Source organism: Bacillus sp. YP1, assembly GCF_000877815.1.
Classification (GTDB): Bacteria; Bacillota; Bacilli; order Bacillales; family Bacillaceae; genus Bacillus; species Bacillus subtilis.
The window spans coordinates 2609022-2635378 of record NZ_CP010014.1; the positions used below are offsets into that span (position 1 = coordinate 2609022).

32 protein-coding genes are annotated in these 26357 nt (G+C 44.2%); 4 read left to right on the forward strand and 28 right to left on the reverse strand.

The genetic code is table 11. The features are described 5' to 3' along the window. Positions 1-4 precede the first annotated feature (4 nt). Complete coding sequence (locus tag QF06_RS12830) at positions 5-196, forward strand: YtzJ family protein (RefSeq protein WP_003229407.1); 192 nt, start codon at positions 5-7, stop codon at positions 194-196. 17 nt (positions 197-213) lie between these two features. Here the strand turns inward: QF06_RS12830 and nrnA are convergent, their stop codons facing one another. After that, positions 214-1155, reverse strand: coding sequence for a bifunctional oligoribonuclease/PAP phosphatase NrnA (nrnA, locus tag QF06_RS12835; protein WP_004398971.1), 942 nt, complete (start codon positions 1153-1155; stop codon positions 214-216). A 130-nt stretch (positions 1156-1285) separates the two neighbouring features. On the opposite strand from nrnA, the gene QF06_RS12840 reads away from it, so the two are divergent. Beyond that, the gene (locus QF06_RS12840; RefSeq protein WP_003229401.1) at positions 1286-1588 is read left to right on the forward strand and encodes a YtpI family protein; all 303 of its coding nucleotides are present in this window, start codon (positions 1286-1288) and stop codon (positions 1586-1588) included. Positions 1589-1606: 18 nt separating this feature from the next. On the opposite strand, the gene QF06_RS12845 is transcribed toward QF06_RS12840, so the two are convergent. From QF06_RS12845 to snaA, 13 genes are all read right to left on the reverse strand, one after another. After that, positions 1607-2926 carry a CBS domain-containing protein gene (locus QF06_RS12845; protein ID WP_004398641.1) on the reverse strand — a complete coding sequence of 440 codons (1320 nt, stop codon included), beginning with the start codon at positions 2924-2926 and terminating at the stop codon, positions 1607-1609. 175 nt (positions 2927-3101) lie between these two features. Next, a complete protein-coding gene (locus QF06_RS12850; protein ID WP_041851084.1) occupies positions 3102-4004 on the reverse strand; it encodes a sulfite exporter TauE/SafE family protein in 903 nt (300 codons plus the stop codon). Between the two features lie 18 nt (positions 4005-4022). Next, on the reverse strand, positions 4023-5273 hold the full coding sequence (sndA, locus tag QF06_RS12855) for an S-alkyl-N-acetyl-metabolite deacetylase SndA (RefSeq protein ID WP_041851085.1): 1251 nt from the start codon (positions 5271-5273) through the stop codon (positions 4023-4025). Positions 5274-5290: 17 nt separating this feature from the next. After that, complete coding sequence (gene ribR, locus QF06_RS12860) at positions 5291-5983, reverse strand: RNA-binding riboflavin kinase RibR (RefSeq protein ID WP_043940177.1); 693 nt, start codon at positions 5981-5983, stop codon at positions 5291-5293. 46 nt (positions 5984-6029) lie between these two features. Then, the gene (locus tag QF06_RS12865; RefSeq protein ID WP_041851087.1) at positions 6030-7358 is read right to left on the reverse strand and encodes an LLM class flavin-dependent oxidoreductase; all 1329 of its coding nucleotides are present in this window, start codon (positions 7356-7358) and stop codon (positions 6030-6032) included. Continuing rightward, a complete protein-coding gene (locus QF06_RS12870; RefSeq protein ID WP_041851088.1) occupies positions 7355-7636 on the reverse strand; it encodes a glutaredoxin family protein in 282 nt (93 codons plus the stop codon). The genes QF06_RS12865 and QF06_RS12870 overlap by 4 nt, the downstream gene beginning before the upstream one ends. A gap of 14 nt (positions 7637-7650) precedes the next feature. Beyond that, on the reverse strand, positions 7651-8655 hold the full coding sequence (locus QF06_RS12875) for an LLM class flavin-dependent oxidoreductase (protein WP_041851089.1): 1005 nt from the start codon (positions 8653-8655) through the stop codon (positions 7651-7653). Further along, the gene (tcyN, locus tag QF06_RS12880; RefSeq protein WP_004398701.1) at positions 8652-9431 is read right to left on the reverse strand and encodes a sulfur-containing amino-acid ABC transporter ATP-binding protein TcyN; all 780 of its coding nucleotides are present in this window, start codon (positions 9429-9431) and stop codon (positions 8652-8654) included. The genes QF06_RS12875 and tcyN overlap by 4 nt, the downstream gene beginning before the upstream one ends. Then, positions 9428-10135: a sulfur-containing amino acid ABC transporter permease TcyM gene (gene tcyM / locus QF06_RS12885; RefSeq protein ID WP_017695743.1), complete on the reverse strand. Its 708-nt coding sequence runs from the start codon at positions 10133-10135 to the stop codon at positions 9428-9430. The genes tcyN and tcyM overlap by 4 nt, the downstream gene beginning before the upstream one ends. Before the next feature lie 29 nt (positions 10136-10164). Next, a complete protein-coding gene (gene tcyL, locus QF06_RS12890; protein ID WP_004399112.1) occupies positions 10165-10884 on the reverse strand; it encodes a sulfur-containing amino acid ABC transporter permease TcyL in 720 nt (239 codons plus the stop codon). 21 nt (positions 10885-10905) lie between these two features. Further along, complete coding sequence (gene tcyK / locus QF06_RS12895) at positions 10906-11718, reverse strand: sulfur-containing amino acid ABC transporter substrate-binding protein TcyK (RefSeq protein WP_041851090.1); 813 nt, start codon at positions 11716-11718, stop codon at positions 10906-10908. Positions 11719-11731: 13 nt separating this feature from the next. After that, a complete protein-coding gene (gene tcyJ, locus QF06_RS12900; RefSeq protein ID WP_004399114.1) occupies positions 11732-12541 on the reverse strand; it encodes a sulfur-containing amino acid ABC transporter substrate-binding protein TcyJ in 810 nt (269 codons plus the stop codon). 13 nt (positions 12542-12554) lie between these two features. Then, positions 12555-13091 carry an N-acetyltransferase SnaA gene (gene snaA, locus QF06_RS12905; protein WP_003245971.1) on the reverse strand — a complete coding sequence of 179 codons (537 nt, stop codon included), beginning with the start codon at positions 13089-13091 and terminating at the stop codon, positions 12555-12557. A 152-nt stretch (positions 13092-13243) separates the two neighbouring features. Between snaA and ytlI the strand changes: the two genes are divergently transcribed. After that, positions 13244-14170 (forward strand): LysR family transcriptional regulator YtlI, encoded by a 927-nt coding sequence (ytlI, locus tag QF06_RS12910; RefSeq protein WP_041851091.1) that lies wholly within the window; start codon positions 13244-13246, stop codon positions 14168-14170. A gap of 50 nt (positions 14171-14220) precedes the next feature. Here ytlI and QF06_RS12915 read toward each other — a convergent pair whose 3' ends face one another. The 14 genes from QF06_RS12915 to sppA form a co-directional block, all read right to left on the reverse strand. Continuing rightward, a complete protein-coding gene (locus QF06_RS12915; RefSeq protein ID WP_003245964.1) occupies positions 14221-14904 on the reverse strand; it encodes a metal-dependent hydrolase in 684 nt (227 codons plus the stop codon). Between the two features lie 61 nt (positions 14905-14965). Next, the gene (locus tag QF06_RS12920) at positions 14966-15733 is read right to left on the reverse strand and encodes an SDR family oxidoreductase (protein ID WP_041851092.1); all 768 of its coding nucleotides are present in this window, start codon (positions 15731-15733) and stop codon (positions 14966-14968) included. Between the two features lie 126 nt (positions 15734-15859). Next, on the reverse strand, positions 15860-15994 hold the full coding sequence (locus tag QF06_RS22255) for a hypothetical protein (protein ID WP_004399018.1): 135 nt from the start codon (positions 15992-15994) through the stop codon (positions 15860-15862). A 61-nt stretch (positions 15995-16055) separates the two neighbouring features. Continuing rightward, the gene (argH, locus tag QF06_RS12925) at positions 16056-17441 is read right to left on the reverse strand and encodes an argininosuccinate lyase (RefSeq protein ID WP_017695740.1); all 1386 of its coding nucleotides are present in this window, start codon (positions 17439-17441) and stop codon (positions 16056-16058) included. Continuing rightward, positions 17438-18649, reverse strand: coding sequence for an argininosuccinate synthase (locus QF06_RS12930; protein ID WP_041851093.1), 1212 nt, complete (start codon positions 18647-18649; stop codon positions 17438-17440). The genes argH and QF06_RS12930 overlap by 4 nt, the downstream gene beginning before the upstream one ends. A gap of 169 nt (positions 18650-18818) precedes the next feature. Beyond that, positions 18819-19331: a MogA/MoaB family molybdenum cofactor biosynthesis protein gene (locus QF06_RS12935; protein ID WP_004398479.1), complete on the reverse strand. Its 513-nt coding sequence runs from the start codon at positions 19329-19331 to the stop codon at positions 18819-18821. An 84-nt stretch (positions 19332-19415) separates the two neighbouring features. Continuing rightward, on the reverse strand, positions 19416-20603 hold the full coding sequence (locus QF06_RS12940) for an acetate kinase (RefSeq protein ID WP_003223511.1): 1188 nt from the start codon (positions 20601-20603) through the stop codon (positions 19416-19418). 172 nt (positions 20604-20775) lie between these two features. Further along, the gene (locus QF06_RS21410) at positions 20776-20979 is read right to left on the reverse strand and encodes a hypothetical protein (RefSeq protein WP_123372909.1); all 204 of its coding nucleotides are present in this window, start codon (positions 20977-20979) and stop codon (positions 20776-20778) included. Beyond that, positions 20951-21940, reverse strand: a complete 990-nt coding sequence (locus QF06_RS12945) for a class I SAM-dependent methyltransferase (RefSeq protein ID WP_015714514.1) — start codon at positions 21938-21940, stop codon at positions 20951-20953. Before QF06_RS12945 ends, QF06_RS21410 begins: the two co-directional genes overlap by 29 nt. A 60-nt stretch (positions 21941-22000) precedes the next feature. Continuing rightward, positions 22001-22504, reverse strand: a complete 504-nt coding sequence (gene tpx / locus QF06_RS12950; RefSeq protein ID WP_003223506.1) for a thiol peroxidase — start codon at positions 22502-22504, stop codon at positions 22001-22003. Positions 22505-22613: 109 nt separating this feature from the next. Continuing rightward, positions 22614-23069: a GerW family sporulation protein gene (gene ytfJ / locus QF06_RS12955; protein ID WP_004398631.1), complete on the reverse strand. Its 456-nt coding sequence runs from the start codon at positions 23067-23069 to the stop codon at positions 22614-22616. A 13-nt stretch (positions 23070-23082) separates the two neighbouring features. After that, positions 23083-23763 carry a DUF2953 domain-containing protein gene (locus QF06_RS12960; protein ID WP_004399127.1) on the reverse strand — a complete coding sequence of 227 codons (681 nt, stop codon included), beginning with the start codon at positions 23761-23763 and terminating at the stop codon, positions 23083-23085. Positions 23764-23837: 74 nt separating this feature from the next. After that, entirely contained in the window at positions 23838-24332 is a 495-nt protein-coding gene (locus QF06_RS12965; protein ID WP_014477652.1) for an RDD family protein, read from the reverse strand. Positions 24333-24344: 12 nt separating this feature from the next. Continuing rightward, positions 24345-25352: a signal peptide peptidase SppA gene (gene sppA, locus QF06_RS12970; RefSeq protein WP_041851094.1), complete on the reverse strand. Its 1008-nt coding sequence runs from the start codon at positions 25350-25352 to the stop codon at positions 24345-24347. Positions 25353-25537: 185 nt separating this feature from the next. Here sppA and QF06_RS12975 point away from each other — a divergent pair, with 185 nt between their 5' ends. Beyond that, entirely contained in the window at positions 25538-26341 is an 804-nt protein-coding gene (locus QF06_RS12975; RefSeq protein ID WP_041851095.1) for an NAD kinase, read from the forward strand. Positions 26342-26357 lie beyond the last annotated feature (16 nt).

A 26357-nucleotide genomic window follows, 5' to 3' on the forward strand; every position in this document is an offset into this window, starting at 1 on the left:
GGAAATGGAGGTTTACAGTGACCGTCAGTTAGCAAAAGATCAAGCAGCCCGTCTCAGACAAGGTTTTTCTGCATATGCCGAAACAAACTCACTCGCTTCCCTCATCAAAAAAGAACTTCAATCACACAATCTCCAAGTCTACGAGGACCTTACTGATTTCGGCTGCTGGTTCATCCCCGTCACAGATGAACACTAAGAGAGAGGGTCTCCCCTCTACTCGTGTTCTTTACATAATGTTTCCAGATCAGCTAAAATCCGATCAGCTTCATCCCAGCTGTAAATAGAGGCGCCTGAAGCTAACGGATGCCCTCCGCCGTTATATTTCCGGGCAAGTCCGTTAATGACAGGCCCCTTCGAACGGAATCTGACTCTGATTTGATCGTCTTCTTCTACGAAAAACACCCAGGCGCGAATACCTGAGATATTGCCGAGCGTCCCGACAAGCTGCGACGCTTCAGAAGCCGTTGTGCCGAATTTTTCAAGCGTATCCTTTTTGATGAAAACAGAAGCCGCCCCGTTTTCGGACAAAGACACATTTTGAAAGATAAAGCCGTTAAGCTTCACCACATTCAGTTTTGTTTCATACAATTGATTAAATAACTCTGAGGAAGAGAATGGATACTGAATGAGCTCGCCTGCATATTTTAATGTTTTTTCCGTGGTATTCGGAAATAAAAAGCGTCCGGTATCTCCAACAATGCCGGCGTAGATCAGCTCTGCCGCTTTCGTATTCAGCTTCCAGCCGTGCTCTTTTCCTTCTAAATACAGCTCGTAAATCATTTCACTTACTGAGCTGGCGCTTGTATCGACCCAGAGAAGGTCACCGTATGGATCTTCGTTCGGATGGTGGTCGATTTTCATTAGTTTGGCGCCTGAAGGATAACGCTGATCGTCGATTCTTTCCTGATTTGCCGTATCGCAGACAATGACAAGTGCGCCTTCATATGTTTCATTGTCCACCTCATCAAGGGAATATAAGAAAGAGAGGGACGGTTCAGGCGTGCCGACCGCAAAAATATTTTTTTCAGGATATGTTTCACGCAGGATTTCCGTAAGCCCGCACTGTGATCCGTAGGCATCCGGATCAGGACGCACATGTCTATGTAAGATAATCGTGTCATATAATGATATGGTTCTGATCAATTCTGTTTTCATTTGATACTCCTTTATTGTTTTTATTCATTAAATCACATTCTCTGCCGACGGAAAAGAAAAATAACGTCAAAACCAAGCCCGTTTTTGTATAAAATGGGTTTGTAAACTTTTACGATGGAGGATTTCATTTATGCTGGTTCTTGTTTTTTTGATTGGGCTTTCAGCCTGCTTTTATGTGTACTATAAAGTAAAAGGCGTACGGGCAAAGCCATCTTTGGCAAAAGAAATATGTTCAGCAAAATCAAGCATGGCCTTAGGGTCACTAGTCCTGTTCTACGGGCTCAACCAAATGATATTATTCCATTCAGTATTAACGTTAGTAATCGGCGGTATCTTTATCGTCATAGGAGCAGGAAGCGCTTGGGCAGGTTATAAAGCCTTCAGGCATTACAATCCCCTTCACGCCAAAGAAGCTGAAAGAGATCACGCGTAAGGGGCGCCTGAACGTCCCTTAGCTTCTTTCCATCAGCTGAACCATCAGCATCGCTTTAGACACGATATGACCTTGGCTGTGCACTTCCACTTCCATTTTCCCGAACTTTCTGCCAGCCTCCAAGATGCGAGGTTTGACTTCGATGACTGATTCCATCTGCACAGGCTTCAAAAAGAAGATGGTGATGCTCTCTATGACGAGTTCGCCGCGCTTTTTCGAGCGCAAAAATCGGTTTGCCGCTTGCGTCAAAATGGTCGTAAATACGCCATAAGAAATGGTTCCAAGCTGATTTGTCATTTGCGGCGTGACTTCATACTCGTAAACCGTTTGATCTTCTTTATCATCACCCTCATCTTTAAACCCCCTTGAAACGATATCATCAAGCTTCTCCCCGACCTGCGGCTGCTTTTGAATCATTTGAAGAGCTTTCAATACGTCTTGGCGGCTGATCATGCCGATGAGTTTTTGGTGGCCGTCAGTGACGGGAAGCACTTCGATCCCTTCCCATACCATCATTTGCGCAGCTGAAGCGACAGATGTTTTCCCAATAACCGTGACGGGATTTTTGGTCATAACTTTTTCTATAGATGCATTTCGGTCATGGCCAGCAATATCTTTTGATGTCAGAATGCCATGGATTTTCATTTGATCGTCGACAACCGGGAAGCGGCCGTGCCCCGTTTCAAAATTTTTCTCATACCATTTTTCAAGTTTATCCTTAGGCGAAAGATATACCGTGCGGTCAGCAGGTGTTAGGATGTCCTCCACCAAAACAATTTCTTTTTTGATCAGCTGGTCATATATTGCCCGGTTAATCATCGCGGCAACTGTAAAGGTGTCATAGCTCGTGGATAAAATCGGCAGTTCAAGCTCATCTGCCAGCTGCACAATGCTGTCATCCGTGTTAAAGCCCCCGGTCACCAATACGGCCGCGCCCGCTTCAAGCGCCTGCCTGTGTGCATTGATTCTGTTTCCGACAATCAAAAGATTCCCCGCTGCGGTGTAACGCATCATCGCGTCAAGCTCCATCGCGCCGATGACGAATTTATTCAATGTCTTATGGAGCCCTGCCCTGCCTCCGAGCACTTGTCCGTCTATAACATTTACAACCTCTGCATAGGTAAGCTTTTCAATGTTCTCTTTTTTCTTTTGTTCAATTCTGATTGTGCCCACACGTTCAATCGTGCTGACAAACCCTTTATTCTCTGCTTCCTTGATCGCTCTGTACGCGGTTCCTTCGCTTACTTTCATTTCCTTTGCAATTCTTCGGACAGAAATTTTTTCACCGACAGGCAGTGAATCGATATACGTTAAAATTTGTTCATGCTTCGTTGCCAAGCCTTTCACCTCTAAGGACAGTCTTCTTGTTTTTATTATAAGGTTTCAAAGGATTTATACGCAATGAGGCTGGAAAATAAAAAAGAAGCCCGACCGGCTTCTTACAGCGTTGATTTCGTTCCAGTCAAGCGCAAGGACCCCGTGGCTCCTTTTACATCGTAAAGCGGAAAAACCTTTATTTTTCTTTTAAATGGACATCAACCGCTGTCTTAACAATATTTCGATTCCCTATTTTAGATAAAACAAAGAAAACTGCGGTTAGCCATATCGCCCCTATGGCCGTATAGATCAATGGATGAACAGCTGTGTTTGCGATCCATTCATTTATTAATGTTCTGGCATTTACCAGAATAATAAACCCTCCAACAAGCACACCCATCAATTGCGGATGAAACTTCTGCACCAGCCATGCTGCGATAGGGGCAGCGATAATTCCGCCGGCCATTAGTGAAAACACCCATAACCAATTGACGTCCTCCCATCCTAATGAAATAAGAAAACCGGCAGTTGCAGATACCGCGATGGCAAATTCACTTGTGTCTACAGTCCCGACAACTTTCCTCGGGCTCAAGCCTTTGCGGGATAATAAAATCGGAGTGGTCACCGGTCCCCAGCCGCCTCCGCCTGTGGCATCTGCAAAACCAGCGATCACTCCCAATGGGATGGATTGTTTTCGGTTTAACGGCACATGCTTCTTCTCAAGAGCCGGCTTATATTGAAATAAAAACCTGATCAATACATATCCGCCCAGAAGGAGCAAAAACAAAGAAATATAGGGTTTCGCCACATCTCCAGGTAATTGGCTGAGGAATGCCGCGCCTAAAAAAGCGCCTATAGAGCCGGGAATGACAAGCTGATAAACGGTTTGTTTGTCAACATTGCCAAATTTAATATGCGACACTCCCGATGCGGCAGTCGTTACGACTTCCGCTAAATGGACAGAAGCCGAAGCCACAGCAGGTGTGATGCCAAACGCCAATAACAAAGAAGTTGAGGTAACCCCATAAGCCATACCTAACGAACCGTCTATTAACTGCGACAATAAACCAATAAATGCAAAAACGATTAATTTCTTCATCAGAACACCCCATCTATATCAATCAGATATTTTTGACTCTTCATTCGAATCTAACAATCTCTTGGCGCTTTCATATAAAAAATAAGAGGCTTTGATAATGGCAGTTTCATCAATTGTAAATGCAGGGTGGTGCCAATCATGATCACCGTCTGTTCCAAAAAACGCAAAGGATCCCGGAATATGCTCAAGATAATAAGCAAAATCTTCCCCCGCGGTTGATGGGGCGGGATCAATGACTTGAAGTTTCGCTTTATACGCAGCGTCTCGCACCAGCCCCGTAATTGCCTCATCATTACAAAGCGGCGGCGGTCCGGAATGCCACTTCACAATTGTCTTTAACGAGAAAGCGGCAGAAATCTGCTCTGTGACTTCCAAAAAACGCTGTTTCACTTGATCCCGAACCTCTGAATCAAATGTACGAACAGTGCCCTCAATGACAACTGTATCCGGAATGACATTCCAAGTGCTGCCGCCGTTGATTTTCCCTACGGTTAAAATCGCGCTTTGCAGCGGGTTTACATTTCTGCTTACAATCGTTTGCAGGGCGACAATAAGCTGAGAGGCGCCGACAATTGGATCAAAACCATTATGCGGCAATGCTGCATGAGCACCTTTCCCTTCTATCTCTACTTTAAATCGGTCAACAGCAGCCATAAGCGGGCCTGTTTTTAACCCTACAGTCCCAACCGCGATATCCGGTTTATTGTGAAGGCCAATAACCGCATCAATGCCATCCAGTTGGCCGTCCTCTATCACTTTTGCAGCGCCGGCACCCGCTTCCTCTGCCGGCTGAAATAATAAACGAATCTTCCCTTTCAGACTGTCTTGATTTTCCTTCAATAAAAAGGCCGCACCAAGAAGCGCTGCCGTATGAAAATCATGACCGCACGCATGCATGATCCCTTTATGTTTAGACGCATAAGGCAATCCTGTTTTTTCTTCAATTGGCAAGGCGTCAATATCAGCCCTCAAAGCAATCGCCGGACCTTCTGACTCCCCTGCTATGTCTGCGAACACACCCGTTTTTAGAGCAGTAGGGCGAATCTGTATCCCCTTTTCTTTAAGGCATTTTTTTATAAAAGCAGTTGTTTCAAATTCTTCTTTTGACAGTTCAGGATATTGGTGCAGGTGCCGGCGAATGCCGATGAGCTGCTTTTCTAGCGTTGAGAGATTTACGGGATTAGACTCCTCTTTCAACGTCAGGATGTCATTTCCTGTAGTCTGATATGGATAGGAGCCTTCTATATTTCTCCAATAATCCAAAGACATATGTACCGCTCCTTTCCCTATCCCAATATATTTTCTTCAGACTCTTCAACATAAGATAAAATAAATCGGTTCAATTTATCAGCAAGACCGCCCGCCCCAAATCTTATATACTTGCTGGAAACTTTCGGATTATCTTCTTTCAAAAAGCTTAAAAAAGATAAAATATAAATGCGCCTGTAAGCTACTTGTGTAATTCCGTACTCAAAAAACCAGTTATCAATGACATTGTATACGCCTCGGTTGACGCCATATAGGTTGTTACATTTTTTGTAAAAGCAGAGATCCGGAAGATTTAACTCCTGATGGGAAAGCAGGCTTTCTTTTTTGTTCGGTGCCATAATCCCAATCAGCTCAAAGCGTTTTGCAACGCACGAAATATCCTTTTTAATTTGCTTTGTTAAAGACTCCAAAGAATCAAACCTTCTTTCTTCTCTAATTTTAAAGAGAATGCTGCATTCGATTTTTTCTCCATAGATGTCTCTATGAAAGTCAAACAAAAAAATCTCCAATGTCTTTTTAAGGTTAGAGCCCACCGTCGGTTTCACACCGATATTCATAACCCCTAAATGAAATTGGTGATTGACTGTCGCCAGAACTCCATAAACTCCATTACGCAGCCCATGCATTTTTGCATCTACATTTGCCGTGGGGAATCCAAGCTTTCTGCCTAATTGTTTTCCTTTCACAACCGTACCGGCAATGATCGTCAAAAAAGTCAGCCCCCTCTCTCAGCTTCCGCATTCGATCAGACGAAACCTAATGATGTGATGAATGTAAAACGGATTGATGCTGCGGAATGCCAAGGCCGAGATTTTCCCGCAAGGTCCCGCCGCGATAATCTTGACGATAAAGCCCTCTTTCTTGAAGAATCGGAATCACCTTTTCTACAAAAGCATCAAGTGTACCCGGTATATCCGACCCAATGATAAACCCATCCGCCGCCTCAGCGTTGAACCAAGTTTCAATTAAGGATGCGACACGCTCTGGTGTGCCGATGAATAGAGGCCGTGGAAAAGCCATTTCCTGTGCTACCTCCCGCAATGTCAGATTTCTGGCTTTTGCTTCTCTCTTAATCCGGTCTGTTGTGCTTTGAAACGCATTCTTTCCCACATCGCCAATATCGGGAAATGGCTCATCCAACGGGTAAACACTCAGATCATAATCATCAAAAAAGCGGGCCAAATACGTAACAGCATTTTCAATCGGTATCAATTCTGCAAATTCTCGATACTTCTTTTCCGCCTCTTCTTCCGTATCTGCCACAATCGGGCTGATTCCTGGAAAAATCCGCACACTTGAAGGATCACGCCCTTTATCAGCAGCTCGCCTTTTCACATCCGCATAAAACGCTTTTGTCTCTTCTAATGAATTGGAATGGGTAAAAATCGCATCCGCATTTTTAGCAGCAAACTGCCGGCCTGTTTCTGATGAACCCGCTTGAAACACTACAGGCTCTCCCTGCTTAGAGCGCCCGATATTCAAGGGCCCCTCTACTTGAAAATACTTTCCTTTATGATTCAGGCGATGAAGCTTCGCCGGATCGAAAAACTGCCCTGTTTTCTTATTGTGTATAAATGCGTCATGCTCCCAGGAATTCCACAGCCCGCGCACAACATCCAAATGCTCTTGTGCGATCTCGTAACGTTCAGTGTGTTCTGGCAAATTTGACTTACTATGGTTGCGCGCCGCTCCTTCCTGCGGAGAAGTAACAAGATTCCAGCCTGCCCTGCCCCCGCTGATATGGTCCAGCGACATCAATTGTCTGGAGATAGTGAATGGCTCAGTAAAAGATGTAGAGAACGTCCCTACTAAACCAATATTTTTGGTAACCGATGCCAGCGCAGATAAAATGGTGATCGGTTCAAAACGGTTTAAAAAATGAGGAATCGATTTTTCAGAAATAAATAAGCCGTCTGCAATGAAAATAAAACTAAACAAACCTTTTTCAGCTGTTTGCGCCTTTTTCATGTAAAATTCAATATTCGTGCTGGCCGAGGGATCAACATCGGGATGACGCCAGCCGTCAGTTGTTCCCCCGACACCGTGAATCATGGCTCCAAACTGAATAAAATCTGAACGTGTCATCTTTTTACCTCCTTTATCTGTGCATGATTAGCAAGTGCAAGATCAAGGTGTTCAATGCCGATTTCAGTTATCCCTTGATACTGATTGCCGCGCCCGATTTCGACCACAGGCACATGGCGTACCCCATATTTCGCCTGTAAAATATCTCGAAGTTCCTCTTTCTCTGAAACATCGATATTTTGGAACGGGAACCCTTTTTCATTCAAATAATTCTTGACTTCCTCACAATACGAACAGCCTTTTTTACTCCAAACCACAATGTTCAAAACATCACTCATTCTTCTGTCCCTCCTTAACGTTTTGCAGCTAAAACTGCATCGCTCAGCAGCTGATAAGACAGCTGTTTTTCTACAGCATTTTTGATAGGTGTAAAAATAACAAAATCATTGATTTTGTATGTGTCTGATAAACGTGTTAATTCTTCTGCCACTTCTTCCTTTGTTCCGGCAATAATCCCGGTTTTTTGCACGATGATGTCATATGGCTCTGTGACGTTTTCCAGATAGGCCTCAGCCTGTTCGCGGGAACCGACGTTGACCTTACGCCCGTCTTTCAAAACCACTTTTATCGATTCACGCGACACAATATGTTTTTCCGCTTCTTCTTTTGTATGTGCCGCAAAAACAGCGGGAGCAAGATGAAATTCAGCCTCAGATCCTGGGGGGAGATGCGCGTCAAATGCTCGGCGGGCTTCCTTCAGCACTTCCTCTTCACCGTTAATAAAGTAAGCAAAGACAAAAGAGATTCCCAGTTTTGCAGCCGAAATGGCACTCTCTGCGCTTCCTCCCAATAGAAAAATACCCGGCTTCCGATCAACCTGCGGCATAGGACGCAATGCGGCATAGTGGTGGGTATCAGGAAAATCATCCCGAACGAAATGAGTAAGCTCCTCCAGTTTTTCATCAAACTGACGCACCGGTTTTTTATATTCGGCCTGCAGCGCGTCTGTGGACAGCTGAAACCCGCCGGGCGCTTTGCCCACTCCAAGATCTATACGGCCGGGAGCTAACGCTGATAGAAGATGGAATTGCTCCGCTACTTTATAAGAGCTGTAATGCTGCAGCATCACTCCGCCTGATGCTAAACGAATTTTTCTTGTGCTTGCAGCAAGATAGCCTAAAAGAACCTCGGGTGCAGACCCTGCAATCTCATCATTGTTGTGATGTTCGGCCACCCAAAATCGGTGATATCCACACTCTTCAGCCATTTGTGCCAAGTTCACTGTATGCTGTAATGTATCAGCTGCTGTCTCCCCTTCACCAATCAAGCTTTGGTCTAAAATACTTAAGCGGATCATATCACCGGCTCCTTTATGTGTTCTTTTGGTTCAAATAAATATTCCGGCGAAACACGGCGGAGAAACTGCCTCGTTCTGTCTTTTTTGGTATGGCGGAAGACTTCCTCCGGGGTTCCTTGTTCAACAATGACTCCTTCATCCATAAAAACAACTTGATCAGAGACCCTTCTTGCAAACTCCATTTCATGTGTAACAACAATCATGGTGGCTCCGGTTTTCACGATTTCCAGCATTACCTCAAGCACTTCACCGACCAGCTCCGGGTCAAGCGCTGCCGTCGGCTCATCGAACAGCAGCACATCAGGATGAATGGCAAGCGCCCTTGCTATCCCTACCCTCTGCTTTTGTCCTCCCGATAACTGACTCGGATAAGCGTTCAATTTATCTTGAAGCCCGACCTTTCTCAGTTCATTTTCCGCTACGGCATACGCGTCTTGTTTTCTCATTTTCCGGGCAATCGTCAAGCCCTCCATGACATTTTCAATCACCGTTTTGTGAGCAAACAGGTGGTATTGCTGAAATACCATTGCCGTCTGTTTTCTGAGCCAGTGAACCTCTTTTTTGGACGGAAAGCGGCAATTAATCACTTTGTCATGTATAGAAATGATCCCTTCGTCTGGACGTTCTAATAAATTCAGGCACCGTAAAAAGGTGGTTTTCCCTGATCCGCTCGGCCCGATAATCGTCACAACTTCTCCCTTGCGTACCGTGAGATTTATCCCTTTTAATACATGGTGGATGCCAAACTGTTTATGGATATTTTTAATCTCAATCATAAAGTGCCTCCTTGAAATCTGGCTGCCTTTCTCTCTAATACTCCATTTGCGGATTCTAGGATTAGAGTCAGCACCCAATAGATAATCGCTGCTCCAATAAACGCTTCTAAAAATGCATAATTATCAGAAGCAACGATAGTCGCCGTCCCTGTAATCTCTGGGACAGCCACTATAGCCGCGATAGAGGTGGTATGCAAAAAGCCGATACCCAAATTTGTGAAGTTTGGGATGGAAACCATCAGCGCCTGCGGCAATATTACACGCCGAAAGGTTTGGCTGTATGTCAAGCCGATTGAATAAGCCGCTTCGACCTGTCCGGTATCCATCGCCAGAATGCCCGACCGGATGATTTCTGTGAGATAAGCTCCGGCAGTTAAAGACAAGGCCATGATGACAAACATGGAGACCGGTATCTCATTAGCGGACCAGCCGAGATGAAAAAAACTGCTGACTTGATCTGCAACAGGCGGTATCCCTAAATAAATCAACATAATGTGAAGAATTGCAGGTGTACTTCGAAAGAAAGACACATAAAACCTTGAGCAAGCCACCAAGCCCTTAATTCTAAAAATTCTAACAATTATATTTCCAAGAGCCACGAGAAATCCAAACACAATCGGCAAAACAGCCATCATCAATGTCAGAGGAATGGTCTTTACCATTTCTTTCATGGCGGAAACGATAAATGGAAAGTCAAATTGCAATCTTCTCCCCCCTCATCCGAAGAAATATATCAATGTATGTTCATGTCAAAAACAGTAACAATCCTTGTTTGATTCTTCTTGATTCGTTTTTCTGCCACTCGAAAGAACCATTCGAATAAAACCGCTACAGCATAATAAACAATCGATAGCGCAATGTAAACTTCAAGAGAATGGTTGCTTGAGGTAATCAGTGTTTGGCCCCTTCCGGACATATCCATAACACCTATTGAAAAGGCTAGAGACGTATCTTTTAAAGAACTGATCACCATGTTTCCCATATTCGGAAACGCCTGGACAAGTGCCTGGGGCAGAACGATTCGCCTGAAGGCCTGACTACCGCTTAAGCCAATACTGTACGCCGCTTCCGTTTGGCCTTTATCTACACTGCCCACCCCCGCTCGAATGATTTCTGCGGCTGCCGCTGCATTGCTTAACGCGTAGGTTGCGACAGCAGCATAAAACGGGTCCATTTTTGATGTATCAATCCCGATAAGCCCCGTAAGCGCCGGGATCCCGTAAAACACGATGAAAAGCTGCACCATGATAGGCGTTCCCCTGAAAAACGAGATATACACTTTTGCCAATTGATTTACAATTGGAATATTATAGATGCGGGGCAGTGCCAGAAAGAGTCCTAATACAAAACCGAAAAGCAAGGACAGTGTTAAAATGTATAATGTAACCGGTAAATAAGCGGTTAACGTCGGCACAAAATCTCCAATCATGTTCATATCAAACGCTTTTTCCATCACTGCTCCCTCTCTTTTTACCTAATACTGCTCTTTGGAATAGTCGTCACCAAGCCATTTCAAACTGAGCCTTTTCAACGTTCCGTCATCAATGATTTCCTGTAAGGCTTTATCAATATCGTCACTTAACGTTTGTTCATTTTTGTTAAACATAAAATACACTTTGGCATTTGAAAGCACATTACCGACGGTTTTTTCTTTAATAGCGCTCGTCTTGTTTTGAAAGTCTACTGCAAAAGGCGTTGAGATCGTTGCGTCCGCACGCCCCGATTTCAGCTGATTCGCAGTCTCATTTGCGCCTTGGCCCTCATAGGCAATCTCAAACGGCCGTCCATTATCCTCATTCCATTTTTTCAGTACAAGCGCTCCGTTGGAGGTTGCACTCGTAATCACCCGTTTTCCTTTTAAGTCTTCAATTCCACGGATCGTATCGTTATTTTGAAGCACAGTAATTTTTAAAGGAAAATGGTTGTAAGCAACCTTGTTAAACAGAAATTTTTTCTCACGCTCTTTGCTTTTCTCCATTTGATGTGCCACGATATCGACTTTATGCTGTCCGAGGCTGACAAGCAGGTTGGAAAATTCCATCGTTTTAAATGTGAATTTATAATGTGGCAGGCGCTTATCAAGCTCTTTGATCAGTTCGACATCATAACCGGTTAAATCGCCTTTTTCATCAATAAAGCAAATATTCGGAAATTGGGTTCCAGTTCCAACCGTGATCGTCTGTACCTTCTTTTGCCCGGCTCCCGTCGTTTGACTGCCTGCACCGCAAGCTGACAGAACTGTTATAAGCGAAAATAATATTGCCATGAATGCTGTTTTCGTTTTCATCTCATCGCCCCATTTATTTTTCAAAACTTGATTTTGAATAATCTGCCCCGAGCCATTTTCGGCTTAGTTTTTTTAGCGTTCCGTTTTTCTCCAGCTTTTTAATCGCTTGATCCGTGTCATCCGCCAAGGTTTGGCTGCCTTTATTAAACATAAAGTACACCTCGGTATCTAATAACACGTCACCGACTGTCTTTTGGCGGAAGGCGTGCGTTTTATTCTGAAAATCGACGGCAAACGGTGTAGCTATCGTTGCATCTGCGCGCCCGGTTTCAATTTGATTGGCGGTATCATTGCTTCCCTGTCCCGCATATTTCAAATGAATTGGGCTGCCGTGCGTTTTGTTGTACTTTGTAATATAATCTGCCGCATTTGACGTGGCGCCAACTATGACTGTTTTTCCGTGTAAGTCTTTTAATGTATGAATCTTGTGATTATCCTCTTTCACCGTGATGTACATCGGCGAGTAGTTATATGGGACTTTATGATACAAAAAACGCTTTTCTCGTTCTTTATTTTTGGCCATATTGTGCGCAATCACATCAATTTTTTTATTTCCGAGACTCGTCAGCAAATTTGAGAAATCCATCGTTTTAAATTCAAATGTATATTGAGGCAACTCCTTATCGATGGCTTTCATCACTTCAATGTCATACCCGGTCAATTCACCTTTTTCATTTAAAAACGCAATATTCGGAAAATCTGTTCCAGTGCCGACTATGACCGTTTGAGCCTGACGATCTGTTTTGTTATTTGTTTGCGAACATCCCCCGCCAAGTAATGCAAACACTGACAGCAGCAAAACCAATCCTTTACGCTTATTCATAGGCTGCCTCACATCATGCCCAGCTGGGCGCACCTAAAAGCGTTGGGTTAAATCGTTCCGGAATCAGAACCTTGTGCATCATCACACCTATGTCCCCGTCTTTTTCCTGCTCAAAATACACTTCATACCCTCTCCTTCTGTACATGTCAGCAAGCCAAGGATGCTTGCGCGCCGATGTGCCGAGTGTCAGCGCAGGAGCCTTCAGCATATCTCGAAGCACTTTTTCTTCAACATACGTAAGCAGCTTACTTCCGGCGCCTTGCCCTTTATATTCCGGCAGTGTCGCAAACCACCACACAAATGGATATTTTGAAGGAGGCGTCTCACTCTCCCACGGGAACCTGATTGTAATCGTTGAAATCAGCTTCCCATCCCGCTCCAGCACAATCGCTGAATGATGTTCAATATTTTCTGATACCATTTGGATATCAGCTCTCGTGGATGGCCAATCAATATCCAGCTGCCGAATGGGCTGAAATGCGCTGTTAACCAGTTTCAACAGCTCCGATGCATCTTCAACAGTTGCCAGTCGAAAAATATCATCACTCATTTTTGTCACTCCTCTTCACAAAATATATAATTCCTATTTGTTTACTAAGCTTTTATTGTTTATACTATAAAGCATACTCTGATCTTTGACTAATCAAAAAAAGTAAACCTTCACTTCAGTAATTTTAATGATGAAAAACAGGAGGGAGCACATTGGAGTTACGCTCAATCAAAACGTTTCATACGATTGTAAAATTTGGAAGCTTCTATAAAGCTGCAGAAATACTCAACTACTCGCAGCCGACGATATCGATGCGTATGAAGCAATTGGAGCAGGATTTAGGCGTACTGCTGTTTGAAAGAGGAAAAAGCCTGCAGTTGACAAAAGCAGGGAAACTTTTTTATGAACGAACAGGAGATCTTTTGATGCAATACGAGGCGCTTAAACACAACCTCTCCGACTTAAAGGAAGAAGAGGCAGGCATTATCAACATAGGGGTTTCAGAGCCAACCGCCAGTCTGATATTCCCCGAGATTTTAAAGGATTTCTTAAAGGATTACCCAAAGATAACAGTTAATATCAAGGTTGATGACGCCAATACCTGCAGTCAAAAGCTCTTAGACGGGACGATTGATTTTGCAGTCTGCGGCGAGCCGGAGCTGATTCTTGAAAATTACTACCATCCATTTTTTTATGACACATTAAATGTGATTGTATCTGATCAACATCCGCTCGCTGAGAAGAAGGCTGTCCATTTGTCTGATTTAGCAGAAGAGCGCTTCATATTTACGCCCGCCAATTGCCCCATTCGCTTACAAATTGAACAGCACTTACATAGAGAACTCGGGAATCGCTACAAAAAAATGGAGCTCACAAGCAGCATGTCACATGAATATTACGTACGTGAAAACATCGGAATTTCAATCTTTACCAGCACCGCACATTCTAAACCGTTCAACGGCACTAAAGTTATTCCAATTCTGAACCTGGATATCACTCCGCCCATAGGGCTGTTGACAAATCAAAAAGAAGTTCATTTTGACCGCGCCACGAAGGACTTGATCGCCCGGATAACCAAACGTTTTCAGCAGCGCAGCAAAGAATTGGAAGGAACCTCTGATAAGACCATTACAGGATAACTGAAAAAATAAAAACCACCTCCTGATTCATCAGGAGATGGTTTCACGGTTTAAAGCTCGATCGTCTCACCGACCGACATGACTTTGCCGACTCCGCCCGGCAGGCTGTCAGCGAATGCTTCTGGGTCTTGTTCGATGACCGGGAATGTATTGTAATGCACCGGCACGACCTGTTTTGCGCGCAGCCATTCAGCAGCAAGCTTGGCGTCTTCAGGCCCCATCGTAAAGTTATCGCCAATCGGAAGGAAAGCAAGGTCGATATGATTCAATTCCCCAATGAGTTTCATATCAGAGAAAAGAGCCGTATCGCCCGCGTGGAAAATCGTTTTATCTTCTACAGTCAGCAAAATACCGGCAGGCATGCCTGTGTAAGTGATCGTTTTGTTTTCTTCATCTGTGATGGCTGATCCATGAAAGGCCTGTGTGAGCTTCACTTTTCCAAAATCGAACTGGCGGGAGCCGCCAATATGCATTGGATGAACATTCAAGCCTTTCCAGCCTAAGTACACAGCGAGCTCGTTCGGGGCTATAACCAACGCGTTATTTTGCTTGGCGATTTGTTCAGTATCACCGACATGGTCATTGTGGCCGTGCGTTAGTAAGATGACATCCGCTTTTACATCCTCCGGCTTTATATCCGTTAATGAATTCCCTGTTAAAAACGGATCAAAAATAATATGATGGTCCTTCGTTTCCACTGTAATTACAGAATGTCCATGATATGTCACTTTCATTTCTTTCACCTCGTCACGTGATTTTGTTTTTTTATTTTCCCTTTTTAAAAAGCTGAAAAACTTATGTTGTTTGATTCTTGTTAATAACATTGAGGCCTCCGGTGGCTTCAATGACAGTCCCTGTTACAAGGTCTGAGTTCTCCTCACACAAGAAAGCGATAATCCGGGCGATATCCTCGCCTGTACCGGATCTTCCTATCGGCGTTTTTTCTTTGCCAATTCGCATTCTGGCTTCCTCTATCGATGCTTCTTTCATGTCGCCGACAATGTCTCCCGGGCAAACCATGTTGGCGGTTATGCCGAATTCGGCTTCTTCAATGGCAATTGTCTTCGTCAAAGAAGCCAAGCCCACTTTCGCAGCGCCAAATGCCGATCGGTGAAGCCAGCCGGGCGCGTGAGCCGCACCTTGGAATCCGTACGTAATGATGCGTCCAAATTGCTGTTTTCTCATAATAGGAATAACCGCTTTGAATAAATGAAAGACGGCGCTTAAATTTCCTTCCAGCATGCCATACCATTCATCATCAGTATAATCGGCTAACTTTTTACGTTCAAATATGTATGGTCCCGCGTTGTTAATCAAAAAGTCGATCCTTTCGAAGCGGTTTAAGGCAGCCTCTGCAATACGCAGCAGATCTTCTTTTTTGGTGACATCACCTTTTACAAATTGCAGCCGGTCAAGACAATCGGGACAGGCTTCCTTCAGGCGGCTGACTGCCTCCTCATCCTGTCTGTAATTGACTGTTACTGAATACCCCTTTGCAAGCAACGTTTCAGTCACTTTGCGGCCTAAACCCTTCGAACCGGCAGTAATTAAAGCATGTCGCACATGAATACCTCCCAAAGCAACGTCGCCGCTTTCAATAAAGTGTTTCTTCTTCTACTTTACTATAAAAGGCTTACAATATCACTTTTTACACTTTGGCATACAAAAAAAGCTGCCTGTACAGACAGCTTATTCTGCAGGAGATGAAGACTCCTGATCAGGCATATCGACATAACCGCTTTGATATGCTTCTGAAATGAGCCTTGTTGTCTCCTGGCTTTCTTGTTCATCATAAATATAGCGTTCCGGTTCTTTTTTCATCATTCTGCCTCCCATCATTATAGAGGTAGGTTGGCTATAATGACGGGATTTTATGAAGGAAATTTTAACAAACTCCTGCTGCCACGCAAGCTTTCGCTTTTTCAAGCGCCTGCTTTACCTGTTTGAATCCGGTGCCCCCGGCGCTCATTCTTTTTTCAACTGCGTAGTAAGGGTCTAACACAGTGTAAATATCTTCTTCAAATAGTGTGCTCGCCTGCTGAAACTCGCCAAACGGCATATCGCTTAAATAGATCCCTCTTTCGATGCATGTGTACACAAGTTTCCCGACCACTTCATGCGCTTCTCTGAACGGCATTCCTTTTTTAGCTAAATAATCGGCCAGTTCCGTCGCGTTTGAAAAGTCTTGTTTTGTTGCTTGCTTCATGACGTCTTTGTTTACAGTCATTGTTTGGATCATGCCTGTGAAGATTTGCAGGCTGCCCTCCACCGTTTTCACCGTGTCAAACATGCCCTCTTTGTCTTCCTGCAGATCTTTGTTGTAAGCGAGCGGAAGTCCTTTCATGATCGTAAACAGCCCCATCATATCGCCATATACGCGCCCTGTTTTGCCGCGGATCAGCTCCGCCATATCAGGGTTTTTCTTTTGCGGCATCATGCTGCTTCCTGTTGCGTACGTATCGTCAAGCTCGATGAATTTAAACTCCTGCGAGCACCATAAAATGATTTCTTCAGAGAAACGGGAGAGGTGCATCATCAGCATACTGCTGTTGCTTAAAAACTCCAAAATGAAGTCTCTGTCGCTGACGCCGTCCAAGCTGTTTTCATAAATGGCATCAAAGCCGAGCAGTTCCGCTGAATAATCACGGTCAATTGGGAAGGTTGTTCCCGCGAGCGCCCCGCAGCCGAGCGGAGATTTGTTAATCCGCTTCATTGAATCCTGAAAACGCTCCTTGTCGCGCTCAAGCATCCAGAAATACGCAAGCAGATGGTGAGCGAATGAAATCGGCTGGGCGCGCTGCAGATGTGTGTAGCCCGGCAGAATCGTTTCAACGTTCGCTTCCGCCTTTTCAATCAGCGCACTTTGGAATGCCTCAATCAGCTCGATGATGTGGCCGACATGATTCTTCAAGTATAAATGCATGTCAGTCGCCACCTGGTCATTCCGGCTTCTGCCGGTATGCAGCTTGCCGCCAAGAGGACCGATTTCGTCAATGAGCATTTTCTCAATGTTCAAATGAATATCCTCATAATCGACTGAGAATTCCAATGCTCCCTCCTCTGCTTTTTGCAAAAGGGTATTCAGGCCCTCTCGGATTTTCAGCTCTTCTTCAGCTGTCAGAATACCGCATTTTTTCAGCATGGCAGCATGTGCGAGAGACCCTGTAATGTCTTCAGCAACTAAATTTTGGTCAAATGATATGGACGCGCCGAACTCGTCGACCCATTTTTCCGGTGTTTTTTGAAATCGGCCTCCCCAAAGCTTCTTCATGCTTTAATCTGCTCCTTCTTTTTCACGATGCTGTTCACTTTTGTCGGAAGTCCCCAAAGCTCGATAAATCCGATTGCTGCATGGTGATCAAATGCATCGTCTTTTGTATATGTTGCAAGTTTTTCATCATATAGAGAGTATTCCGATTTACGTCCTTCTACAATTGCATGGCCTTTAAACAGCTTCACGCGGACAATGCCTGTGACATGCTTTTGCGTTTCTTTCAAGAAAGCGTGCAGCGCGTCTTTTAACGGTGAGAACCATAAGCCGTTGTAAATGATTTCTGACATTTTTTGCTCGATGATCGGTTTAAAGTGGGCTACCTCTTTCACCAGTGTCAAATCTTCTAATTCTTTATGCGCTTTGATCAGTGTCATCGCACCAGGGCATTCGTATATTTCCCGGGATTTAATGCCGACGAGGCGGTTTTCCACGTGGTCGATACGTCCGACACCGTGCGCGCCCGCCATTTCATTCAGCTTCAAGATCAGCTCAGAAAGCGAGTAGGAAACACCGTCAATGGAGACAGGCACGCCTTGTTCAAATGCAATTTCAATCACTTCCGGCGTGTCCGGCGTTTTTTCCAGCGGAGCTGTTAAATCGTATGCACCTTCTGGCGGCGCCGCCCATGGATCTTCTAAAATGCCGCACTCATTGGCGCGTCCCCAGAGGTTTTGGTCGATAGAATACGGGCTGTCAAGATTGATCGGAATCGGAATGCCGCGGCTAGCCGCATATTCAATTTCTTCTTCACGTGACCACTGCCATTCGCGAACCGGCGCGATGACTTCAAGGTCAGGGTTTAATGATTTAATGGAGACTTCGAAACGAACCTGGTCATTTCCTTTCCCTGTGCATCCGTGGGCAATCGCCTGTGCATCTTCTTTTTCCGCAATTTCAACCAGTTTTTTCGCGATCAGCGGCCGAGATAATGCCGAAACAAGCGGGTATTTTCCTTCATACATCGTGTGGGCCTGCAAAGAAATAAGCGCGTAATCCTGTGCAAATTCTTCTTTTGCATCGATCACGTAGGAGTTTGTCGCGCCGACTTCAAGCGCTTTCTGCTGAACAAATGCCAAATCTTTGCCCTCACCGACATCCAGGCAGCAGGCGATGACATTATATCCTTGCTCCTGAAGCCATTTTATTGCGACGGAAGTATCAAGACCCCCTGAGTATGCTAATACGACTTTTTTCTGTTCTGACATGATAAAAATCCCCTCTCAACCGTGTTTCTATTTTGTATAAAAATAAATTATATTTAATAAAAATACATTTTGTATGTATACACTTTAACAAGTACGTTTCGTTTTTTCAAGCCTTTTATAAAAAAAACTTCACCTAAATTTCAGGTGAAGTTTCGTAGTATTTATTCATTTACTTGTCTTTTCTGATTTCTCTGACCACATGTGCAAGTTCGGGAATAATCAGCTTATTCATTGCCAGCTTTACCGCGCCGCTTGAGCCTGGCGTTGAGAAAACAGCGGTATGCTGAATGACGCCGGCAGTTGCTCTCGACATGATTGCGGCAGAGCCGATATCCTCTGTATAACTCAGCATCCTGAATATTTCTCCAAAGCCGGGCAGTTCTTTCGAAAACAGCGGCGTTATGGCTTCAATTGTGACATCCCGATCTGCTATGCCTGTCCCTCCGTTTAAGAGTACCGCGTCTGTCTGTTCATCCATGCAGCCCGCAAGCACTGACCGTTGCAAAGCATCCTTTTCGTCTTTTACAATTTCATATGCGGCAATATGATGACCGGCTTCTTCTAAAAATGAGATCATCAGCTTGCCGCTTTTATCGGTTTCATCTGTCCTCGTGTCACTGACAGTAATCACTTTGCACCGAACGATATCGGGAGCTTCTTGTTTATGCTCTTGAACGCTCATTGGCCCACCTCTTTTATGTTTTCTGTCTGTCACTAACATGCATCAACAAAAAAGCACATTCAAGAGAATGTGCTTTCATGCGATTTATTTTGCTAAACGAACAACGTCGCGCGCAATCATGACTTCTTCATCAGTCGGAATGATCATGACTTTTACTGGAGAATGCGGATAGCTGATGAAAGCTTCCTCGCCGCGCACGTTATTAAGCGCAGGATCCCAGTATACGCCCATGAATTCTAAACCGCGAAGAACGCGTTCTCTGACTTCCACACTGTTTTCACCGATACCGGCAGTAAAGATGATCGCATCTACACCGCTCATTCTTGCAGCGTAAGAACCGATGTATTTGTGGATTCTGCTTGCGAATACTTCAAGAGCCGTTTCCGCGCGCTCATTTCCTTCTTTCGTTGCTTCCACGATGTCACGAAGATCGCTTGAGAAACCGGAAATGCCGAGCAATCCGCTTTTTTTGTTTAATGTATTCAATACTTCGTCAGCCGTTTGGCCTGTTTTCTCCATGATGTATGGAATCAGGGCAGGGTCGATGTTTCCAGAACGTGTACCCATTGCTACACCGGCAAGCGGCGTAAAGCCCATGGATGTGTCAATTGATTTTCCGCCTTCAACAGCCGCAATACTTGCTCCGTTTCCAAGGTGGCAGGAAATCAGGCGCAAGTCTTTTAACGGACGGCCGAGAAGCTCTGCCGCACGCTCAGTTACATATTTATGTGAAGTGCCGTGGAAGCCGTATTTACGGATGCCGAATTTTTCATAGTATTCATACGGCAAGCTGTACAGGTAAGACTGCTCAGGCATTGTTTGGTGGAATGCCGTATCAAATACAGCTACAGCAGGAACATTTGGAAGCACTTCTTTGAACGCTTTAATTCCAACGATATTTGCCGGATTGTGAAGCGGTGCCAATTCAGAAATATCTTCGATTTCCTTAATGGTTTCATCCGTTAATAAAACAGAATCGCTGAATTTTTCTCCGCCGTGAACGACACGATGGCCAATTCCGTCAATTTCATTCAAGTCTTTAATAATGCCGAATTCCGTTAACTTATTCAGCAGCATTTTAACAGCTACCGCATGATCCGGAATATCAGTTACTTCTGTATTTTTTTCGCCGTTCACAGAAATTGTGAATACGCTGTCGGCGATACCGATTCGTTCAACTAAACCCTTCGTTAAAACGGTTTCTGAAGGCATTTCGAAAAGCTGAAATTTCAAAGACGAGCTTCCTGCGTTAATTGCAATAATTTTGGACATGATTGACGCTCCTTTATACTCTGTATCAACAACTTCGTTTTTCGTACTTTTTTCCCGGTGAATATCAACATCTTCTCCGAAAAATATCTGACTTTTCCATTTAAACATTGTCATGTCGGCTTTTCAAGTCAACTTGCGTATTGATAACGCTTACAATAAGAAGTCGTTATTTTCAGACACATTCCCTATAGGTTTTGTATTGATGAACGCTTACAATTTGCGGTTTTTCCCTCTGTATTTTGTGTTTCAAAGCTGGATTCAATTCGTCAAGTCCGGTCTTCAAAAGCATAAATAAAAGCAGCTTAGGCATCGACCTCATACGGCTGCCTAAGCTGCTTTTAAAACACTTACTTTTCTTTTTTAAACCATTCATCAAATTGAGCCATCATATCAAGCATCGCCTTTTGATTGGAGAAAGACGGAAGATTCGCAAGCAGAATTTGCCCCGGCGCTTTCGTATACTCTCCTTGTTTCTGAAGCACAAGGATGCTTTTGGCATGAGCTTCGTCTTTAAAAATAGATTTTGGCAGCTGCAACAGTGCGTTGATATGAACCTTATCTTTGAAAAACTGTTTCAGCTTGCCGCTTTGGGAGCTCTCAAACAAATGATTCGGAATCATAAAAAATAAGTAGCCGCCCGGTTTGGTATGCTTGACGCTCTGTTCAATAAACAGATGATGAGCGAAGGAATGGCCTTCGTCAGCTTTAAGCTCAAACGCTTCTGCTCCTTCGTCATTCGGATAATAGCCGACTGGCAGATCACAAATGACCGTGTCAACTGGATCGATAAACAACGGCTCAAGGCTGTCCTGGTGGAAAAGCTCAAGCTCTTTTTTCAGAAGGTTCGCTTGGGCATAGGCGATCTTCAAGAGCACATCATCAATTTCAATGCCAAAGCTGTTTGCCGTTTTTTCAGACAGCTGGTTCAGCACGGTAAACAGAAGGTTCCCAGTTCCCAAGGCTGGATCAAGAATGGACAGTTCCTTTTTGTCCGCCATAAACTTATTCACCAAATAGCTGATGAAAAGCCCGATCGTATCCGGCGTCATTTGTCTGTTTGGATGGGAGATATCTTTCATTCCTTTAAGGACGGCAAGCTGAAAAGCCTTGCGTACCCACTCATGCTCATACGTGCCGAATTCCGCTTTTTCAAGCAGAGCCTGAAGTTGTTTGGTTTTCTGATCAGCAGGCAGTTTCAGCTGATCCGTTTTTTCAAGAAAATACATTTCTCCTGCTTCGGCCAGCGCCTCTATATATGAAATCTGCAATTCATTCTTTATCATAATCGCTGCTTCGTTTAACAGCTCATATACCGCACCTACATGGTCTTTTTGCATATTGTGTTCCTCCTTGCCATGAAAAAAGCTCCGGCGGCAGCCTGGAGCTTTTTTCCCTGCTTACTTCACTAATGCCTTAGCAGCCTCAATTGGCTTTTCATAGTTCGGGTGGTTTGTTGCTTCGCTTACATATTCAGCGTAAACGACTTTTCCGTTCTCATCAAGGACAAATACGGAACGCGCAAGCAGACGAAGTTCTTTAATATACACACCGAACGCTTCGCCAAATGACATATCTCTGTGGTCAGACAGTGTTTCCACTTTGTCAATTCCGTTAGCGCCGCACCAGCGCGCTTGCGCGAATGGAAGGTCTGCACTGATTGTGTAGACGTTGACATCTCCAAGCTTTGCAGCTTCTTCGTTAAAACGGCGTGTTTGTGCATCACAAACACCTGTATCAATTGAAGGGATAACAGAAATAATCGTTACCTTTCCTTTCATGTCAGCTAACGATTTTTCTTCAAGGCTGTTAGTCAGCACTGTGAAATCAGGAGCTTGATCTCCTACCTTCACTTCTTGTCCGACAAGTGTAACCGGACCGCCTTTGAATGTAATTTCAGCCATTATAATTCCTCCCTTTTGTATGTATGTCTCTATCATAGTAAAGTTTCCTGCAAACTGCAAAGTTTATGCCAAAAAAAAGTTAACTGCGGCCAGCGCAGTTAACCTTTTTTTAATAATTCATATTGTTCATTTGGTTTTGATTTTGGCCTTGGCTTTGGTTTTTGTTATTTTTCTTGAACATTTGCTGGATGCGCTCGAGTGTTTGAGGGGCTGCGTCTAAAATTTTCTCTATTAAATGGGTATTTTCATCTAAATGAAGCATTCTGATGCCTGTCGATCCGACAATTAAAAACGCGATCGGCGTAATGGACACACCGCCCCCGCTTCCGCCTCCGAAAGGAAGTTTCTGTTCTCTTGTCTCATCGTCTTCCGATTTCTTTTCGGCCGGCTTTCCGCCAAACTCGCTTCCGCCTGCGGCGAATCCGAATCCAACTTTAGAAACAGTTAAAATCACACTTCCATCAGGCGTTTCTACTGGATCTCCGATGATGGTGTTAACATCAATCATTTCCTTCAAGTTTTCCATTGCGGTTTTCATTAACCCTTGGATGGGATGGTCTGCCATATACGCTTCCTCCTTAAACTGATGAATCATTCTTTGAAGTCATTCTAGCCGACGGATTCTTCTTTAATACGGATAGCTCCCGTCCGTATTTGACGAATTTGAAAGCTGCAAGCATAGCATGTCCAAAGCGAAAAAAGAATATACACTGAAAATGGGTCTTGGAAACAGGGACTTGAAACGACGGGATCACCTCATAGACAGGTTTATTCACAAAGTCCAGGTGGTCGTAGAGCATTGCTGCGATACCGCCCTTCACACCCCATACAGCACCTGTTAACACACCTGTCACTGCCGCGTCCTGAATTCCGATTACTGTAACCCATTCTAGTTTTGTGATATGTAAATGCGCGAGAAAAGACGCGCTGATTTTCCGTAGTCTGGTGACCTGATGCAAAAGCATTTCGATTTTATTAATGCTTTGCTGCACATCGTTTTGTGTAATTTTTTTCTTTCCGCTGCTTTTTTTCATTTTGGATTCAGTTTTTTGTTTGATATCCACTGTTCCGTCTTCTTTGTTCACCTTAATCGCCGGGATTGTTTTTTTGATCCTTATAAGGCCAAACAGCGCCGTAATCTTCAAGGTCAATTTGTCATTATCATCGGCATGAAGATACTCCAGCGCGACATGGATTTTCATTCTGAGAAGCAGTACGATCCCTATGAGAATAAGAATGGCTGTCAGTACATACACCATATTCTTCACTTCCTCTAGGAGCATTATCGCCAATTCCTAAAAAAATAAACCCGGACGGAGGTCCGGGTTTTCGGTTATTTGCGGTATAATTTTTCATGCACCACGGTGGTATCCGCGATGTAATCATGAATCCCTTGTTTTGTAGGTGAAAAAGCAACAACGATATATAAAATCCAAATCTTATCAATATACCGTCCAACCACTTCACGAAAAATCACTGTACTCCATGTCAGCTTGCTATCTTGCTTCACAGAAACCACTTTGAGGCCGAACACCATTTTACCAAGCGTCTGCCTGAAGTATTTTGTCATTAGTGCGAAATAGGCAAGATACACAATAAGCGTTGTCACACTGTAGGCCGAGAAGGTAAACATGCCGGATGTTTTCGGCAGATCCAATACGGTAAAGAGGGGAGAAACGAGCAAATGGTTTAATCCCCATATCACGAGCCAATCAAGCAGGAAAGCCCAGAAACGAACCCAAAAGCCAGCATAGGCATGTGTCAGCTGCTCCGCTTCTTGCGGGCCTTTGATGTCATTGCGCTCTAACTCTTCATATGTCGCGTCCATTATTGTTCCCTCCTACTTCGCATAGAGATACATCATTCTCGGCGAACCGGATTGCGATAGAATTTCTCTCATATTCAAAAAATCAATTTCACTTTTAAACATTTTGTTCGCGCCCATGGAAAACAGTGAGCCTAATCCGAAGCTTTCCTCATAAGAAATGACAGAGGCGTTTTTCAAATCCTTGTGATCCTTTTTCATGGCCGTAATGGTATCGTCATAAAAACCAAGCTCATCAACGAGGTTCAGTTTTTTCGCCTGCCGTCCGTCATACACGCGGCCGTCCGCAATTTTCTTTACCTCTGCTTTCGACATGCCGCGCCCTTTTGAAATGACATCAACAAAGCCTTCATACGAATTATCAACCATCGATTGCATGATGTTTTTTTCTTCTTTCGTCATCTCACGGGAAGGAGACATAATGTCCTTATGGGTCCCGCTCTTAATCGTTTCAAAAGAAATGCCAAGCTTATCGGCAAGCTTTGAATAATTGACGCTTTCCATAATGACGCCGAGTGACCCGGTCAGGGTTTCCGGTGTCGCAAAAATCTTATCAGCCGCTGTTGAGATGTAATAGCCTCCTGATGCTGCCATCGAACCCATTGACACGTAAATCGGTTTTTTCGTTTCTTTCTTGATTTCTTCCAGTTTCTTATGTATTTCAGCACTTTCATACACTCCGCCACCCGGAGAATTCACCTTCAGAACGATACCTTTGACCGCCTTGTCATCTTTTGCGCGCTCAAGGTTTTTTAAGAACGTTCTGTGGTTATATCCGTCTGCACCAAGCAGACTGCTTGAGTCCCCATTATCCTGAATGGTGCCGCTGACCTCTAATACGGCAATTTTACTTGAGAGACTGCCGTTTTCCAGCGTCTTTTCCTGCGATTCATCTGTCAGTGATGTGAGATCCGTTTGAGCGCCTTTGACGCTTTCAAAGAAACTCATAGAGATGCTGACGATAATAGACACGCCGAAAATCCCCAGAGCAATCACTAATGCAATCCATCTTTTTGCATTCATTTTTTCTCCTCCTTTTTCCTAAACTCTCTCATTATACGATTCAATATGAAAAATGTTTCACTTCATGAGAAAGCTCCGGCTTAACGGGCTGCCGGCAAACGTGGTACACTTATGACCAAAGGTATTTTATCACAAATACTGGATGGCAGAAAAACTTAAATATGACAGCAAAGGGGAAATGGGATATGACCGATCAACGCCGTAATGTTTATTTTTTTCACAAACAGGATCAGGAAACGAACGAACAAGCCCGCTCGTTAACACAATTAGCGGAAGAGCATGGATTTACCGTTGTGAACCAGCACTCAGACGCCAATATTATCGCTAGCATTGGCGGGGACGGCACATTTTTGCAGGCAGTCCGAAAGACAAATTTTCGTGACGACTGCTTGTACGTCGGCATTACCAAAAAGGGGAAAGCTCATTTATATTGCGACTTTCATAGTGATGAGCGAGAAAAAATGGTCGATGCAATGACGTTCGAACAAATTGAAGTGAGAAAATACCCGCTGATTGAAGTGACAGTGGATCAAGCCAGTCCTTTTCACTGCTTAAACGAGGTATCCATCCGCTCAAGCATCATCAAAACCTTTGTGATGGACGTGCTGATTGACGATCTGCACTTTGAAACGTTTAGAGGTGACGGAATGATTATCTCAACGCCTACAGGGAGCACCGCCTATAACAAGTCTGTTGCAGGAGCGGTTGTTGATCCATTGCTTCCATGCATGCAAGTATCTGAGCTTGCATCCCTTAACAATAATACCTACCGGACACTCGGCTCGCCATTTGTCCTCAGCTCTGACCGAAAGCTGACCCTTCGTATGGTGCAGGACGGCAACGAACACCCAATCATCGGCTTGGACAATGAAGCACTCAGCACGAGAAATGTGAAAACGATCGAAATCAAACTGTCTAATAAGAAAATCAAAACAGTCAAACTAAAGGACAATTCATTTTGGGAAAAAGTGAAGCGTACTTTTTTATAGAAAATAAAAGGACAGG